Annotated in this window: 18 protein-coding genes; 13 read left to right on the top strand and 5 right to left on the bottom strand. The window is 59.5% G+C overall.

Going from position 1 to position 15,283, the window contains the following annotated elements; all coding sequences use genetic code 11:
- Window positions 1-38 precede the first annotated feature (38 nt).
- Window positions 39-515, bottom strand: a complete 477-nt coding sequence (locus tag ACJ5NV_RS09855) for a DUF1697 domain-containing protein (RefSeq protein WP_411643508.1) — start codon at window positions 513-515, stop codon at window positions 39-41.
- 12 nt (window positions 516-527) lie between these two features.
- Here ACJ5NV_RS09855 and ACJ5NV_RS09860 point away from each other — a divergent pair, with 12 nt between their 5' ends.
- Window positions 528-950, top strand: coding sequence for an MmcQ/YjbR family DNA-binding protein (locus tag ACJ5NV_RS09860; protein WP_411643509.1), 423 nt, complete (start codon window positions 528-530; stop codon window positions 948-950).
- On the opposite strand, the gene ACJ5NV_RS09865 is transcribed toward ACJ5NV_RS09860, so the two are convergent.
- A complete protein-coding gene (locus ACJ5NV_RS09865; RefSeq protein WP_411643510.1) occupies window positions 941-1,330 on the bottom strand; it encodes a VOC family protein in 390 nt (129 codons plus the stop codon). The two genes, ACJ5NV_RS09860 and ACJ5NV_RS09865, sit on opposite strands and share 10 nt — an antisense overlap.
- Before the next feature lie 254 nt (window positions 1,331-1,584).
- Between ACJ5NV_RS09865 and soxR the strand changes: the two genes are divergently transcribed.
- From soxR to ACJ5NV_RS09885, 4 genes are read left to right on the top strand one after another with little or no spacing between them, the layout of a single operon-like run.
- A complete protein-coding gene (soxR, locus tag ACJ5NV_RS09870) occupies window positions 1,585-2,028 on the top strand; it encodes a redox-sensitive transcriptional activator SoxR (protein ID WP_411643511.1) in 444 nt (147 codons plus the stop codon).
- 32 nt (window positions 2,029-2,060) lie between these two features.
- On the top strand, window positions 2,061-3,233 hold the full coding sequence (locus ACJ5NV_RS09875; protein WP_411643607.1) for a pyridoxal phosphate-dependent aminotransferase: 1,173 nt from the start codon (window positions 2,061-2,063) through the stop codon (window positions 3,231-3,233).
- 50 nt (window positions 3,234-3,283) lie between these two features.
- Window positions 3,284-4,336, top strand: a complete 1,053-nt coding sequence (locus tag ACJ5NV_RS09880; RefSeq protein ID WP_411643512.1) for a bifunctional transcriptional activator/DNA repair enzyme AdaA — start codon at window positions 3,284-3,286, stop codon at window positions 4,334-4,336.
- Complete coding sequence (locus tag ACJ5NV_RS09885; RefSeq protein ID WP_411643513.1) at window positions 4,333-5,142, top strand: isocitrate lyase/PEP mutase family protein; 810 nt, start codon at window positions 4,333-4,335, stop codon at window positions 5,140-5,142. The genes ACJ5NV_RS09880 and ACJ5NV_RS09885 overlap by 4 nt, the downstream gene beginning before the upstream one ends.
- 93 nt (window positions 5,143-5,235) lie before the next feature.
- Here the strand turns inward: ACJ5NV_RS09885 and ACJ5NV_RS09890 are convergent, their stop codons facing one another.
- On the bottom strand, window positions 5,236-5,856 hold the full coding sequence (locus ACJ5NV_RS09890; RefSeq protein WP_411643514.1) for an outer membrane protein: 621 nt from the start codon (window positions 5,854-5,856) through the stop codon (window positions 5,236-5,238).
- A gap of 212 nt (window positions 5,857-6,068) precedes the next feature.
- Entirely contained in the window at window positions 6,069-7,160 is a 1,092-nt protein-coding gene (locus tag ACJ5NV_RS09895) for an anhydro-N-acetylmuramic acid kinase (protein ID WP_411643515.1), read from the bottom strand.
- A 63-nt stretch (window positions 7,161-7,223) separates the two neighbouring features.
- Here ACJ5NV_RS09895 and tyrS point away from each other — a divergent pair, with 63 nt between their 5' ends.
- The 8 genes from tyrS to ACJ5NV_RS09935 all read left to right on the top strand — a co-directional run bounded on the left by tyrS (window position 7,224) and on the right by ACJ5NV_RS09935 (window position 14,454).
- Complete coding sequence (tyrS, locus tag ACJ5NV_RS09900) at window positions 7,224-8,474, top strand: tyrosine--tRNA ligase (RefSeq protein ID WP_411643516.1); 1,251 nt, start codon at window positions 7,224-7,226, stop codon at window positions 8,472-8,474.
- 182 nt (window positions 8,475-8,656) lie between these two features.
- Entirely contained in the window at window positions 8,657-9,463 is an 807-nt protein-coding gene (locus ACJ5NV_RS09905; protein WP_411643517.1) for a GNAT family N-acetyltransferase, read from the top strand.
- A gap of 73 nt (window positions 9,464-9,536) precedes the next feature.
- Window positions 9,537-10,388 carry a PhzF family phenazine biosynthesis protein gene (locus ACJ5NV_RS09910; RefSeq protein WP_411643518.1) on the top strand — a complete coding sequence of 284 codons (852 nt, stop codon included), beginning with the start codon at window positions 9,537-9,539 and terminating at the stop codon, window positions 10,386-10,388.
- Window positions 10,378-11,343: a CorA family divalent cation transporter gene (locus ACJ5NV_RS09915; protein WP_411643519.1), complete on the top strand. Its 966-nt coding sequence runs from the start codon at window positions 10,378-10,380 to the stop codon at window positions 11,341-11,343. Before ACJ5NV_RS09910 ends, ACJ5NV_RS09915 begins: the two co-directional genes overlap by 11 nt.
- Window positions 11,344-11,416: 73 nt before the next feature.
- Window positions 11,417-11,830: a Fur family transcriptional regulator gene (locus ACJ5NV_RS09920; protein WP_411643520.1), complete on the top strand. Its 414-nt coding sequence runs from the start codon at window positions 11,417-11,419 to the stop codon at window positions 11,828-11,830.
- Between the two features lie 96 nt (window positions 11,831-11,926).
- On the top strand, window positions 11,927-12,811 hold the full coding sequence (locus ACJ5NV_RS09925) for a DMT family transporter (RefSeq protein WP_411643521.1): 885 nt from the start codon (window positions 11,927-11,929) through the stop codon (window positions 12,809-12,811).
- A 51-nt stretch (window positions 12,812-12,862) separates the two neighbouring features.
- Window positions 12,863-14,137, top strand: coding sequence for a phosphopyruvate hydratase (gene eno, locus ACJ5NV_RS09930; protein WP_411643522.1), 1,275 nt, complete (start codon window positions 12,863-12,865; stop codon window positions 14,135-14,137).
- An 8-nt stretch (window positions 14,138-14,145) separates the two neighbouring features.
- Window positions 14,146-14,454, top strand: a complete 309-nt coding sequence (locus ACJ5NV_RS09935; protein ID WP_411643523.1) for a DUF4180 domain-containing protein — start codon at window positions 14,146-14,148, stop codon at window positions 14,452-14,454.
- A 91-nt stretch (window positions 14,455-14,545) separates the two neighbouring features.
- On the opposite strand, the gene ACJ5NV_RS09940 is transcribed toward ACJ5NV_RS09935, so the two are convergent.
- Window positions 14,546-15,154: a PRC-barrel domain-containing protein gene (locus ACJ5NV_RS09940; RefSeq protein WP_411643524.1), complete on the bottom strand. Its 609-nt coding sequence runs from the start codon at window positions 15,152-15,154 to the stop codon at window positions 14,546-14,548.
- Between the last annotated feature and the right edge of the window lie 129 nt (window positions 15,155-15,283).

Here is a 15,283-nt window from a genome sequence, read left to right on the forward strand (position 1 = left end):
TTGTCAAAACAGATTTTCCCTGTCGCAAACCGCAGCCATCAGCCCCGCGCCTCATCCAACATCGCCACCATCTTTTGCATGGTATTAAGGTTGCGGGCCGTCACCTCCACCCCGATCAGCCGGTCCAGCTTTTCAGCGAGCTTTGAGCGGCCCATCCCGTCAGGCGCATGTAACCAAACCGTGCGGTCCACCACGGTGACCGCTTCCGTCCCTGCCTTCAGCGCGTCGACCCCGGCGTAATCCAGCTGCGGGATGTCAAAGCACAAAAAGGCATGCACCTTATTGCCCGCATCGCGCGGAAAGGGGCAGCCGTCCAGCACCGCACGGATCTCTGCCTCTGGCAGCACCAACACCCGCACGTCAAAGCCGAACGCCGCTGCAATCCCATCCCGGATCACCTGTGCATGGCGCGCGGGCGGACCATCCGCCGTGAACAAAAGGTTACCAGAAGCGATATAGGACCGTACGTTCGGGTCCGACAGAAGTCCGATGCAAATCCGACGCAAATCAGCCATCGGTATTTTGCGGTGACCACCCACATTGATGCCCCGCAGAAACGCCACAAATTTCGCCATCTTGCCACCCCGCATTTCCTGCGCCATCCTGCACATATGTCACGTGATGCCGTCAACACAATCTGCGCCGCACTGCCCGGCGCCCGCGCCTCTGACCCCACGACCGAGCTGGATAGCTGGAAGGTCGGCGGCAAGATGTTCGCCTGTTTCGGCGACCGGATCGACGGGGTCTGCACCAAGACGGATAGTGTCGAAACCGCACAGATGCTGATCGACGCGGGGGCCGCGACCAAAGCACCCTATTTTCACAAAAGCTGGGTTCTGGTGTCGCTGGATGCGCCAGCGGATGAGCTCCGCCACCGCATCCAAACCTCTTATGACATCATCGTCAAAAGCCTGCCAAAAAAGACACAGGCGACGCTCGGTCAGTCATAACAGACCACTTCAAACTCCACCCCGTCTTCATCATAGAAATAGAAACGGCGACCGGGTTCGTAATCCGCATGGCTATGTGGGTCATACCCCATCTCCCTGACCTTTTTCTCTGTCGCGTCAATGTCTTCCACCACGACGCCGATGTGGTTCAGCGCGCCCCGTGTGGCATAGCTAGCGTCAGAGCGCGGCACGGTCTGGTCCGGATCACTGCCCGAATACACAGCAACATAGCTATCGTCAGAGCCGACATGCACGGTATAACCAGCGCCACCCATGGCGGAGCCTTCCCAGCGTGTGTGCCAGCCGAACAATTCCGACAGCCGCGCCGCCGTCTTCTTGGGATCGGCCACCGTGATGTTGACGTGTTCCAGTTGTGCCATTTTCGTTTCTCCTTTTCCAAAGCGTGACAAGCCTGGCCAAAGGGTGCCCCCGCCGCGGTGGCGCAGCATCGTAAAAATGCCCGCACTCCAGATCATGCCCCCAGCCGATCCCGTCGCGACGCAGCAGATTCAGCGTTTCAGGGTCGGCGCAATAACGGGTCGTATGATGGTGTGACACGGGGTTTCTCCTCTTTTCAGCCTGTTGCGAATCTGTTGTAATTTCTCAAGTTAACTTTAGATCAAGGGATTTCTTCATGACGCAGGGGCTGACCATTGGCGATCTGGCCGACCGCACAGGGCTGGCGGTCTCGGCGATCCGGTTTTACGAAACCCACGGCATCGTTCATCCCGTTAGAAACAAGGGCGGTCACAGGCGTTACGGCCGGGCAGACATCAGGCGGCTGTCCTTTGTCATGGCCGCCCAAACGCTTGGCTTTCCGCTGTCTGAAATCGCCGAACACCTGCGCGATCTGCCCGACCACAAAGCCCCGACCAAGGCCGATTGGACCCGGATCAGCAAAACATTCCGCAAGAAAATCGACACGCGCATCGCAGCGCTTGAAGAGTTGCGCGACAAGCTCGACGGCTGCATCGGCTGCGGCTGTCTCAGCCTGAAAACCTGCGCCTTATACAACCCGGCTGACATCAAAGGAAAAGAGGGCCCCGGCCCACGCAATCTCAAACAGCTCCCCGGTTGACTTTGCCCCCAAATCCGCTTTCCCCTCGCATCATGGAATTGTCATCACGCATCACCAACATCACCGGCGGCGGCTCTGACGGCTGGGATGTGTTCTACAAGGCACGGCGCATGATCGCGGCGGGCACCCCTGTGACTGAGCTGACCATCGGCGAACATGACATCCGCACCAGCCTCGATATTCTGGGCGCAATGTACAACTCCGCCCTTGCTGGAAACACCGGCTATGCCGCTATTCCGGGCAGCGACACGCTGCGCAACGCGGTCGCGGAACGGATCGCCGCGCGCACCGGCGTGCCCACCAGCAAAGACAACATCCTGATCACACCCGGCGGTCAGGCCGCATTGTTTGCGGCCCATATGGGCGTTTGCAATCAAGGGGATAAAGCACTTTACGTCGATCCATATTACGCCACCTACCCCGGCACGATCCGGGGCGTGGGCGCGATCGCGCAATCCATCGTCACCACACCGGATACAAATTTCGAACCCACACATGCGGCAATCGCGGCAGAGGCCGCAGGTGCCGTATCGCTTCTGATCAACACACCCAACAACCCCACAGGTGTCGTCTATTCAGCCGAGACAATGAATGGCATCGCCCGCGCCTGTCAGGATCACGATCTCTGGCTGATCTCGGATGAGGTTTACGATACCCAAGTCTGGCAAGGCCAACACATCAGCCCCTGCATGCTTCCGGGCATGGCCGAGCGGACGCTGGTGGTGGGGTCCATGTCCAAAAGCCACGCGATGACCGGCAGCCGAGTCGGCTGGATTTGCGGACCCACCGACGCCATCGCGCATCTGGCCAATCTGGCCACCCACACCACCTATGGCGTGCCCGGCTATATTCAGGACGCCGCCGAATTCGCGCTGTCACAGGGGTGCGTCACGGAAGAGGCTATCGCCGCCCCTTTCCGCCGCCGCCGCGCCCTGAGCATGCAGGCACTGGCCGGACAGAATGTCATCCGCGCCGTGCCCGCACAGGGGGCAATGTATGTGATGCTGGATATCCGGGCGACCGGGCTCAGCGGTGATGGCTTTGCCAATGCCCTGCTGGACGCGGAACACATCGCCGTAATGCCCGGTGAAAGCTTTGGACAAGCCGCAGCGGGGCATATCCGGGTGGCCATGACGATTGATGATGGCGCCTATCTCGCGGCACTTCAGCGGCTGATCAGCTTTGCGCAGGACCAAATCGAATAAACGCCCGAATTCAGGCGGCGCGGATGCAGCGCATGGGCTATAGATGACCCATGCTTTTTGACCTTCCCTCTGATGAGACACTTTATGCCGCCCTGCTGGCGCGCGATCCCGTTTATGACGGGCGTGCCTATGTGGGTGTGACCTCCACCGGTATCTTTTGTCGGCTCACCTGCCCTGCCCGCAAGCCAAAGCGGCAGAATTGTAGCTTTTTCAACGATATTCGCGCTTGTGTTGATGCGGGCTTTCGCCCCTGCAAACGCTGTCAACCACTGGGCCAGCCTGACCCGGCTGTTACGCAACTGATTGACGCGCTGGATGCAGACCCGACCCGGCGCTGGTCAGAGGCGGATATCAGCGCCATGGGGTTTGACCCCTCGACCGTCCGGCGCGCGTTCAAGCGTAGCGTCGGGGTGACCTTCCTGGACATGGCACGCCAGCGGCGTCTGGCGCATGGGTTCACCGCGCTCAGCACTGGCAAGGTGATCGACGCCCAGCTTGACGCGGGCTTTGACAGCCCTTCGGCATTTCGGGCAGCCTTTGCCCGGCTCATCGGGCTGGCACCGGGGCATTTCAAAGCGGACGCGCTGCTGCGCGCAGATTACATTGATACTCCGCTTGGGCAGATGATCGCGATCTGCGATAAACGCGCACTGCATCTTCTGGAATTCGCCGACCGCAAGGCGCTGCCCAAAGAACTGCAACGCCTGCATCAGGCGGCCAAAGGTCAGATCGGCATCGGACGCTTTGACACGACAGATCAGGTAGAACGCGAGCTTTCCGCCTTTTTTGCAGGCGACAGCGACCGCTTTACCACCCCGCTGGTGCTGCACGGCAGCCCCTTTACCCGGCAAGTCTGGACCGCCCTGCAAACCATCCCCGCAGGCGAGACGCGCAGCTATAGCGAGATTGCCCGCCAGATTGATGCACCAACAGCGACGCGGGCCGTTGCACGGGCCAATGGGGCCAACCAGATCGCATTGATCATCCCTTGCCACCGGGTCATCGGCGCGGACGGCGCGCTGACCGGATATGGCGGTGGTCTTTGGCGCAAACAGCGCCTGATCGACATTGAAAAACACTATTTGAAAAGGACAACACCATGACCCACCCCGCAAAGACCTTTCGCGCCCTGCATGTAAAGGGTGACCCTTTCATCATGGTCAATATCTGGGACCGGGGCAGCGCCAAGATGATGCAATCCATGGGGGCAAAGGCGCTTGCGACATCCTCTGCGGCACATGCGTTCACACTGGGGCGCACGGATGGCGGCACGCTGACACGGGATGAAGCACTGGCGCATGCCGGCGAAATCCTTTCGGTTGCCACTGTGCCGGTGCAAGGTGATTTTGAGAATGGGTTCGGTGACGATCCGGACACCTGCGCCGAAACGGTACGACTCGCGGCCGAGGTCGGGCTTGCAGGGATCTGCATCGAGGACACGATGTTCCCGGCAGGCACCGCCCATGACACCGCGCTGGCCATCGAAAGGATCAAAGCCGCCGCAGCCGCTGTCCGCGCATTACCCGATGATTTTGTCCTGACAGCCCGCGCGGACGGGGTGATGATCGGTCAATACGACATGGATGAAGCGATCAAACGGCTGCAAGGGTTCGCCTCTGCCGGGGCAGATTGCCTCTACTGCCCGATGCCCCCGTCGATGGACGATCTCGCGCGGATCTGCGCGGCCACATCCCTTCCGGTCAATGCGCTGGCCGCTGGGAACTACACCGCACAAACGCTCAGCGATTTCGCCAAGATCGGGGTGGCACGGATTTCGCTTGGCTCAGCGCTCGCGCGTGCGACCCATCGGGTTATCCACGACGCGGCGCAAGATATGCTGGAAAACGGCGCATTCACCGCGTTGAACACCGGAAATATTGGCGCAACAGTTGATCAGATGCTTTCATAAAAATAAGGGGCCCGCTGTTTCCAGCAGGCCCCATGAATGCATCCGTCGCAAAGAGGGGACGATGCGACAAGACGCATATTTTGGTCAGTTCAATTAGAACTGGAATGTCACGCGTGCAGCAGCAGTTGTGGCATCGATATCTTCACCGCTATCGTTGTAGTCGTCAAACTGGTGCTGCAGAACTTCTGCACCAACGCGCATGCTGTTGCTCACACGGTATTCGACGCCCAGACCAGCAAAGTTACCTGTGTCATCACCGTCGAATGCATCTACATCAGATGATGTGTTCAGCTGAGCAACACCAGCGGTCGCATATGGCAGCCAGTTACCAGCGTCATAACCAACTTTCAGTTTTGCGCGTGCGACGCTGTCAACTTCGACGCCGTCTTGTTCAATCTCGGAACCATCAATATCCAGTTCACCGCCGACGACCCATGCGCCGAAATCATGCATGTAACCAGCATGTGCACCGTAAGTCAGGTCTTCGCCATCTTCGGTCAGCGCGTCAGATTCAACCTGGCCGTAACCCAGCTGGCCACCAGCGTAAAAGCCGGTCCAGTCAGAGCCCATCATTACAGGGGCAGGTGCAGGCACAGGTGTTGGGGCGGGGACAACTACCGGGTCGGCAAGACCGCCAGCAGATGCCATGCCAGCCGCGATGGCCAAGGGTGCAGCCAGGATGCTCACGCGGGCAGCTTTAAAAGTGTTGTTCATTGTTTTTCTCCGTTGATCGGTTGTCGTGTCCCATACAACTGTGCATCCGGAAAAAAGGTTCAATCCCACTCACACGGGCGTGAACGGGGAATATCGAATTTGTCGAAATTACGGCGATAACTCGCAAAAAATAACATACAGTAATTTCGTTAATGTATTATTATGTAATAAATCGCGACCAATAAGCGGGAGAATATGGCGTGATTATGACGTCAGCTCATACCGGATATGCGCCCACCGCATGCAGGAACCGGGACGCCGGTTGTTGCCGGGGCCGAGATGGGCAAACCACGCGCAACCCGGACCGCCAAAAACCCAAATGCCTGCGCCTCTAACATGTCGCCATTTAACCCGACCTTTTCAACAGGGGCCACCTGCGGGATCAGACTGGCCAGCCCGCGCATCACTGTCGCATTCTGCCGACCGCCCCCAGTGACAAAGACCTGCGCGGGCATCGACGGGCATGCCGCCAACCCCAAGCGCACAGTCTCGACCACCGCCTGCGTCAGTGTCGCCGCCGCATCCGCATCGCTCAACCCAGCGACACCCGCGCTCAGCCCCGCAAACGCATCCCGATCCAGCGATTTCGGCGGCACCTGCGCAAAGAACGGATGCGCCAGCAGATCGCAGATCACGCCTTCTGCAACACGCCCCGTCGCAGCCAGCGCGCCATCCGCGTCAAACTGCAGCCCGCGCCGGGCCATCATCAGATCATTCAATGGGGCATTGGCCGGGCCGATATCAAAGGCCAGCAATGCGCCCGGTTCCTCTGGCCGGGCATAGGACGGGTCGATCCAGGTAATATTCCCCACCCCGCCAAGGTTCAAAAACGCCACCGGTGCATCCGCCCGCAGCCATTTGGCCAGCGCGAAATGATAGAACGGCGCCAGCGGTGCGCCTTGCCCGCCTTGCCGGACATCCTGACTGCGGAAATCCCAAGCCACCGGATACCCCAGCGCATCCGCCAGCCGCGCGCCATCGCCACATTGATGGGTTCCGCGCCCGCCCGGATCATGGGCCAGCGTCTGACCATGAAACCCGGCCAACTCGATCCCGGCAAAGCCGCGCATTACATCAATATGCGCCTCTTCCACCAACCGGGCCGCCGCCGCCACACCATCATCTGGCCAGCGACCCAGATGCGCGCGCAGCACAGCCTGCTCTTCCGGCGTATAGGGGCGATACCCATGCGGGCCAAACCCGTGGATCACCGCGCCATCCGTGTCGATCACCGCAGCATCGACACCATCCAGCGACGTGCCCGACATCGTCCCCAGCGCCCTGACCACACCATCCTTCAACATCCGCTTTCCCTCGCCCCTTGTCCTGCTTATAGAGTGCACCGAGCAATTTCCGGGAACAAGCCAATGACCTACCACCCCAAGTCCGAATTCATCGCCGTGATGATGGAACGCGGCTTTCTGGCCGATTGCACCGATTATCAGGGGCTTGATGAGGCCCTGAGCAACGGCGTGGTGCCCGCCTATATCGGCTATGATGCCACCGCGCAGTCGCTGCATGTGGGTCATCTGATGAACATTATGGTGCTACGCTGGCTGCAAAAGACGGGGCACAAGCCGATCACCCTGATGGGCGGCGGCACGACCAAGGTGGGCGACCCGTCCTTCCGGTCGGATGAACGCCCTTTGCTGGGGCCGGAACAGATTGACGCCAATATCGTCGGTATGCAGCAGGTGTTCGCCAAATACCTCGACTACAGCGACGCGCCCGCAGGTGCGATCATGCTGAACAACGCCGAATGGCTTGATAGCCTCAATTACCTTGATTTCCTGCGCGACATCGGGCGGCATTTCAGCGTGAACCGGATGCTCAGCTTTGAGAGCGTGAAATCCCGGCTGGACCGCGAACAATCGCTGTCCTTCCTCGAATTCAACTACATGATCCTGCAGGCCTATGATTTTCTGGAACTGAACCGCCGCTATGGCTGTCTGCTCCAGATGGGCGGCAGCGACCAGTGGGGCAATATCGTCAACGGCATCGACCTGACTCGCCGCGTGCTGGATCAGGAAATCTATGGGCTGACTACACCGCTTTTGACCACGTCTGACGGGCGCAAGATGGGCAAATCCGCGAACGGGGCTGTCTGGCTGAACGGCGACATGCTGTCGCCCTATGAATTCTGGCAGTTCTGGCGGAACACCACGGACGCCGACACCGGCAAGTTCCTGAAACTGTTCACGGAATTACCCGTGGCCGAATGCGACCGATTGGGCGCGCTGGCAGGGTCAGAGATCAACGCGGCCAAGGTGATCCTAGCGAACGAAGTCACCACCCTGCTGCACGGGGCCGAGGCCGCGGCGACAGCAGAGGCGACCGCGCGCGAGGTCTTTGAAAAAGGCGGCGTCGGGGATGATCTGCCGACGCTGACCATGACGCAGGATGAACTGGGCGACGGTATTTCCATCGTGCAACTGATCGTACGGGCAGGATTGGCCAAATCCGGCAAAGAAGCCAAACGGCTGATCAACGAAAATGGCGCGCGAATGAATGATGCGCCACTGACCGATGCCGGGCTGATGATTGACGCTGCGGCACTGACCGCGCCGCTGAAACTCAGCGCTGGGAAAAAGCGTCATGCGCTGGTGCAACTGGGCTAAATCAACTGCACCGCCAGCCAAATCAGACATAGCGGAAGCGTCACGCAAGTGGCAACAAGCGCCGCACCAAGCGGTGTTGGCCGTGGCGGCGGGGCAATCACGCCTGCCACGGCCCGATGTTTTCTGTTCTGTTTCATGGGGCCATTAACCACGCATTAGGTTTCCATTGGCTTAACACGCCTATGACCCATGCACCCGCTCTTCCCTTGCAACAAAGCCCCGGATTCGGCGCGGCGCTTGGGTTGCTGGGGCGGCGGGTCGCACGCTACGACCTGCCCGGTGCGGCCCCGGTGCAGATCATCCGACGCTTTGGCCTGCGCTTCGCCCCACGCGGCCCGGTGTGGGCGACACCTGATCCAGCTGCACTGCGCGCTCTGCGCATCCATGTGATCAATAGCGACCGCGACCAGCCCGACGTAATGCGGATGGCGGGATACCGGCAGATCATGACCAGCGCCTATGTGGCCGAACTAGACCTGACCGGCAGCCATGACGACAGGCTCAACAACGCGCATGGCAAATGGCGCAATATCTGGCGGCGGGGGCGACGCGGGCCGTTCAGGATCAAACGCGAACCCTTCGCGCCGGATCTACACCACTGGCTGTTGCAGGCCGATCTGGATCAGCAGCGCAGCAAAGGTTACCGGGCCCTGCCGCAGAATGTGCTGCATGCCTTTGCCACGCTGTATCCGCAGGATGCGATCCTGTTCACCGCGCGGATTAAACGTGACCCCATCGCCGCGATGCTGCTGCTGTGCCATGCGCCGGTTGTTACCTACCACATCGGCTGGACCAACGCAGACGGGCGCAAGCTTGGCGCGCATCACGCGCTGCTGATACAGGCGGCGGATCATTTTGCCGCGCAGGGCTTCACCCGGTTGGACCTTGGCAACGTGGACACTGAAAACGCCGCTGGCCTCGCGCGGTTCAAGATCGGCAGCGGAGCAGATATTCGGGCGCTGGGCGGTACCTGGTTGCGGATGCCCTGACGGCGGCTTTGGCGGTTGCTGCCTGCGCAACTCCTGTGCTTAGTGTTGCGCACCGCCATATTAGGAACGCGCAATGACCCATTATTTCGTTTACGACGTTTTCACCGATCAGCCTTTTGGCGGCAACCAGCTTGCCGTCTTCCCCGATGCCACCAAACTGCCAGAAGGCGATCTGCAAAAGATCACGCAAGAGTTCAACTTTTCCGAAGTCACCTTTGTCTACCCACCTGCGGACCCGTCCCACACGGCGCGCGTGCGCATCTTTACCCCAACCATGGAAATCCCTTTTGCGGGCCACCCGACCATCGGCACCGCCATCGCGCTGCACGATCAAGGGCATCAGGGCGACATGGTGCTGGAACTTGGCGTCGGCCCGATTGCCTGCCGAGTCGATGACAGCGGTGCAGCTTTCACCACCAGCGCCCCTCTGGAACGGCTTGCCACACCAGCGCCAGCGCTTGTCGCCGCAGCACTCGGCTTGCCGGTGAACGCGATCCGCACCGACCGGCACGCCCCCGTGCAATGCAGCCTTGGCTTGCCTTTTGTCATCGTCGAACTGACCGACGCGGAGGCGCTGAACAGCTGCAAACCCGCGCTGGACCAGATCGAACGGGGTGCCGCGCTGCATCCGGGCGGTCTGGATTTCGCGCTCTATGCCTACACCCGCAGCGATAAAATTATATTCGCCCGCATGTTTGCACCGCTCGACAATATCCCCGAAGACCCCGCCACCGGCAGCGCGGCGGCAACACTCGCAGCGCTTTTGACCGAAATCGAAAAGACATCGCAAAATTTGATCATCCATCAGGGGGCCGCGATGGGGCGGCCGTCTCAAATAGAGGCAAAAACCCAAAACGGCGTTCCGGTATCCGTCACAATCAGCGGCACCGCAAAACAGGTCATGGCAGGCCGCCTTGTCTATTGATGCCAGCCCCCAGGCGATCCACGCCTTTGACATCCACAGCGACGGGTCCGCGCATATCGCAACAGATGTCGCGCCACATCCGGCGCCCGGTGCCGCGTATCGCTGGCTGCATTTCGACCTGTCCGATCCTTTCCTAACTGATTGGGCGACACAGCTGCCACTCGCCGCCGCCCGCAGCCTGCTAGCGGCAAAAACTCGACCGCGGGTCGCCACCCATGATAGTGCATTGATCGTGACCTTGCGCGGAATTAACCGCAATGCCGGTGCTGAAGCTGAAGATATGGTCTCGCTTCGCCTTTGGGTGACATCCGAGCTGGTGGTCAGCGTCCGGCGTGTGCGGGTTTTTGCGATGGATGATCTGCGCAGCGATATCGACCGGGGGCATGCACCCCCCACAGCGGGGCGCTTGCTGGCCCGGGTCTGCGAAAACGTCGCCGGACATATCGAAGCCGTCTCGGTTGATCTGGAAGAGCGCGCCGACGATCTCGAAGAGATGATCTATGACGATGGCAGGCTGGATGCACCCGAACTGGCACCCATGCACCGGATGGCCATCCGCCTGCGTCGCCATATCGGACCGCTGAGCGACGCACTGCTGGATCTCACGGAAATCGAAACCCCGCTGTTACCACAGGCCTTGCGCGACCGGTTGCGCGACAATGCCAACCGGGTCCGACGGTCTGTCGAAGAGGTGACCGAAGTCCGCGACCGGTTGCAAACCCTGACCACTCATCTGAACCTGTCCAACGACGCGCGTCTGGGGCGCAACAGCTATTTGCTGTCTGTTGTGGCAGCGATTTTTCTGCCCCTTGGCTTCTTAACCGGGCTGTTCGGTGTTAATCTCGCAGGAATGCCGGGAACCGAAGCACCTTATGCTTTTGCGCTGCTCTGCGCGGGGGTGGCAGTGCTGGGTGTTGCTGTGTTTGTGGTTCTGCGCTGGATCAAGTGGTTTTAGGTTGCACGCGCGCTGCGGGCTGGAAACCTGCGCCAAGGCCCGCTATCAGTGCCCCGGTTGGAATGGACGCAGTATGACAGACACAATTCTTTCCCGATGTCAGGCGCACGGGCTGCGCATGACCGAACAACGGCGCACCATTGCGGCAGTGCTCGAAGCAGCGGATGACCACCCGGATGTGGAAGAATTGCACAGCCGCGCCGCTGCCGCCGATCCGCGTATTTCATTGGCCACCGTCTATCGGACGGTCAAACTGTTCGAAGAAACCGGAATCCTTGAAAAGCACGAATTCGGCGATGGCCGCGCCCGCTATGAAACCGCAGACCGCGAACACCACGACCACCTGATCGACATGCAAACCGGCGAGGTGATCGAATTCGTCGACCCCGAGATTGAGGCATTGCAGGAACGGATCGCGGCAAAACTAGGGTACGCGCTAAAGGGGCACCGGCTGGAACTTTACGCCGTACCGCTCAAAAAACGCTAGACAGCGCCAGACAGAAAACATCACGACCCGATAATCGCGCCTTGCATCCCCGGCGCGCACGCGTATGGCTGAGCCGTCAACGCACAGGAGTCTTGAATGGACAATATCCGCGGTAGCATCCTGATGGTTCTGGCGATGCTGGGCTTCGCACTGGAAGATATGTTCATCAAGCAAATGGCCGGGACCCTGCCTGTCGGGCAAATCCTGATCCTGCTTGGGATCGGCGGTGCGCTCATTTTCGGCACTCTCGCGCGTGTCTACGGTGATCCACTGCTGTCGCGGGCGCTGCTGCACCCCGCAGTCATCCTGCGCAATACCGGAGAGGTGGTCGGCACCCTGGGATATGTGCTTGCCATCGCGCTGACGCCGCTTTCGTCCGCCTCGGCCATTTTGCAAGCGACACCGCTGGTGGTCACCATGGGGGCGGCGCTGTTTCTGGGCGAAACCGTTGGCTGGCGGCGCTGGGCGGCGGTCAGCGTCGGACTTTGCGGCGTGTTGCTGGTTATCCGGCCCGGTCTGGACGGGTTTGATGCCAATTCGCTTTTCGCCGTTCAGGGGGTCATTGGGCTGGCCATCCGGGATCTGGCCACACGGCGCGTGCCTGCACATATCACATCGCGGCAACTGTCCACCTATGCCTTCGTCATTGTGATCCCCACAGGGGCGGCCATGCTGTTCTTTAACCTCGCCGGTCAGACGCCGGTGATGCCGGACACTGAAAACACGCTGCGCATGGTCCTTGCGATCATCGCCGGGGTCGGCGGCTATTACGCCATCGTTGCGGCGACACGGATCGGGGATCTGTCGATGATCGCGCCCTTCCGCTATACGCGGCTGATCTTTGCGCTGATTATCGGCTTTCTGGTCTTCGGCGAACGGCCTGACCTGCTGACACTGATCGGCGCAGGGGTTATCGTATCATCAGGCATTTATACCTTCTGGCGCGAAGCCCGTCTGCGGCGTACTTCCCTTGCGTCATAACCCGCGCTATAGAGCGCGCGATACCGCTAACATCCGGCACAGGAGCCATCCATGAGCACCATTATCGACATTCACGCCCGCGAAATCCTCGACAGCCGGGGCAACCCCACGGTGGAAGTCGACGTCATCCTGGAAGACGGCACAATGGGCCGCGCTGCCGTGCCATCCGGGGCATCCACCGGCGCGCATGAAGCCGTGGAAAAGCGCGACGGTGACAAATCGCGCTATATGGGTAAGGGCGTGCTGGACGCCGTCGCCGCTGTGAACGGTGAAATAGCCGAGGCGATCCTGGGATTTGATGCAACCGAACAGGTCGCCATCGACATGGCCATGCTGGAACTGGACGGCACCCCGAACAAAGGACGGTTGGGCGCAAATGCGATCCTTGGTGTCTCGCTTGCCGTGGCCAAAGCCGCCGCTGATTTCACCGGCCAGCCGCTCTTTCGCTATATCGGCGGCACCTCCGCCCGGACCCTGCCCGTCCCGATGATGAACATCATCAATGGTGGCGAACACGCGGATAACCCGATTGATATTCAGGAATTCATGATCATGCCAGTCGCTGCGGAAAACATCCGCGAAGCGGTGCGCATGGGGGCCGAAGTGTTCCACACACTGAAAAAAGAACTGTCTGCGGCAGGCCACAACACTGGCATCGGCGACGAAGGTGGCTTTGCCCCGAACCTTGAAAGCACCCGCGTCGCACTTGATTTTATCATGACCTCAATCGAAAAAGCGGGCTACAAGCCGGGCGAAGATATCTATCTGGCGCTCGATTGTGCCGCGACCGAATATTACAAAGATGGCAAATACGAGATGGCAGGCGAAGGTATTTCCCTCAGCAGCCAAGAAAATGCGGAATATCTGGCCAAACTGGCCACCGACTACCCGATCATCAGCATCGAAGACGGCATGTCCGAAGATGACTGGGACGGCTGGAAAACCCTGACCGACATGATCGGCGACAAGGTCCAGCTGGTCGGTGACGATCTGTTCGTGACCAACCCCGCACGGCTGGCCGACGGGATCGCCAAAGGCTCCGCCAATTCCATGCTGGTCAAGGTCAACCAGATCGGCACGCTGACCGAAACCCTGCAAGCGGTTGACATGGCACACCGGGCGAAATTCACCAATGTGATGTCGCACCGGTCGGGCGAAACTGAGGACGCAACAATCGCCGACCTCGCCGTCGCCACCAACTGCGGTCAAATCAAAACTGGCTCGCTCTCGCGCTCTGACCGGCTGGCCAAATACAACCAGCTGATCCGGATCGAGGAACTGCTGGGCGAAACAGCCGTCTACGCCGGGCGCTCCATCCTCAAGTGAGACACTTTATGATCCCCGCACAGGGCGCCCCTTTGCTTGGCGAGGCAGGCGCTCTTGCGGTGATCGGTGAAGCCTACGGACAGGATGCCGATTGGATCGTCATTCCAAAGGCGCGTATTCATCCAGACATGTTCGACCTCTCCACCAAAGAACTTGGATACGCGGCACAGAAATGGGTGAATTACGGTCTGAAGGTCGCCATCCTTGGCGACTTCTCAGCCGAGAATGAACGATCGACAGCCTTTGCAGACTTCCTGCGCGAGACCAATCGCGGCGATCGCCTAGTGTTTGTTGCGGATCTTGCCAGTCTGCCATGACCATCACCGCGTTCTTCGAACACCCGCATTGACCACGACAAAAAAGAAGGGGCCCAAAGCCCCTTCTCTCTTTGCATAAAGCAACCAAGAATTAATCCCAGAAACCTTCGTCGACTTCTTCCATCGACTCCAGCTCTGCTTCGGATTTGTTGGTCACATAGGCATATGTCTCATCATCCACAGCAGCCAGACGAACACTGTCCAGCGGGATCATGACATGCTTGTCACCGATATCAAGGAAACCACCGATTTCAGCGATAATACCGATCATCTGGCCGTCTTTGCTCAGCACGATGTCTTCGATTTCACCGATATTGTCCCACTCGGCATCGACTTCACTGTAAACAGTGTTGTCGTTCCAAGACTGCGTCTCTGCATCAACAGCAAGGCGATAGATGTTGCCGCCGGTGATGTCGCGGGTCCGGATATAACCATCCGTTGCGGCGTCAGACGCATCAGCCGACATTGTCATGTCAGAGTCCATCGTCGTGGCGTCCGTACCCAACTGAGTATCAGCAGTCATTGTGCCTTCGGCTTCAGGGACCAGTGTGTCCGTTTCCGCTGTCATCGCGTTCGGATCAGTGATCATCTGGCTGTCCGTATCGGTGTCCAGCGTTGTGGCATCCGATTGAGCAATTGCCGTGGTGCCAAGCAGGGCCACCAGCGCGGTTGCGGTTGTGATCTTGAATACGTTTGTCATTGTGCATCTCCTTTGAAGTTGCGTTCTGGTTAATCAACAACGACGCTGGCAAAGGGTTCCAGAGCGGCGAAAAGAATTTCGGGGAACACGGGCAAGGATATGAAGAGTGAATTCGTTAACGAATTCATA

Source organism: Loktanella agnita, from assembly GCF_046640325.1.
GTDB lineage: Bacteria > Pseudomonadota > Alphaproteobacteria > Rhodobacterales > Rhodobacteraceae > Yoonia > Yoonia agnita.

Bases quoted from the DNA above. Each gene is read 5' to 3' on its own strand.
- ACJ5NV_RS09855 (WP_411643508.1), bottom strand. From the start codon at position 515: ATGGCTGATTTGCGTCGGATTTGCATCGGACTTCTGTCGGACCCGAAC.
- ACJ5NV_RS09865 (WP_411643510.1), bottom strand. From the start codon at position 1,330: ATGGCACAACTGGAACACGTCAACATCACGGTGGCCGATCCCAAGAAG.
- soxR (WP_411643511.1), top strand. From the start codon at position 1,585: ATGACGCAGGGGCTGACCATTGGCGATCTGGCCGACCGCACAGGGCTG.
- ACJ5NV_RS09875 (WP_411643607.1), top strand. From the start codon at position 2,061: ATGGAATTGTCATCACGCATCACCAACATCACCGGCGGCGGCTCTGAC.
- ACJ5NV_RS09880 (WP_411643512.1), top strand. From the start codon at position 3,284: ATGCTTTTTGACCTTCCCTCTGATGAGACACTTTATGCCGCCCTGCTG.
- ACJ5NV_RS09885 (WP_411643513.1), top strand. From the start codon at position 4,333: ATGACCCACCCCGCAAAGACCTTTCGCGCCCTGCATGTAAAGGGTGAC.
- ACJ5NV_RS09890 (WP_411643514.1), bottom strand. From the start codon at position 5,856: ATGAACAACACTTTTAAAGCTGCCCGCGTGAGCATCCTGGCTGCACCC.
- ACJ5NV_RS09895 (WP_411643515.1), bottom strand. From the start codon at position 7,160: ATGTTGAAGGATGGTGTGGTCAGGGCGCTGGGGACGATGTCGGGCACG.
- tyrS (WP_411643516.1), top strand. From the start codon at position 7,224: ATGACCTACCACCCCAAGTCCGAATTCATCGCCGTGATGATGGAACGC.
- ACJ5NV_RS09905 (WP_411643517.1), top strand. From the start codon at position 8,657: ATGACCCATGCACCCGCTCTTCCCTTGCAACAAAGCCCCGGATTCGGC.
- ACJ5NV_RS09910 (WP_411643518.1), top strand. From the start codon at position 9,537: ATGACCCATTATTTCGTTTACGACGTTTTCACCGATCAGCCTTTTGGC.
- ACJ5NV_RS09920 (WP_411643520.1), top strand. From the start codon at position 11,417: ATGACAGACACAATTCTTTCCCGATGTCAGGCGCACGGGCTGCGCATG.
- ACJ5NV_RS09925 (WP_411643521.1), top strand. From the start codon at position 11,927: ATGGACAATATCCGCGGTAGCATCCTGATGGTTCTGGCGATGCTGGGC.
- eno (WP_411643522.1), top strand. From the start codon at position 12,863: ATGAGCACCATTATCGACATTCACGCCCGCGAAATCCTCGACAGCCGG.
- ACJ5NV_RS09935 (WP_411643523.1), top strand. From the start codon at position 14,146: ATGATCCCCGCACAGGGCGCCCCTTTGCTTGGCGAGGCAGGCGCTCTT.
- ACJ5NV_RS09940 (WP_411643524.1), bottom strand. From the start codon at position 15,154: ATGACAAACGTATTCAAGATCACAACCGCAACCGCGCTGGTGGCCCTG.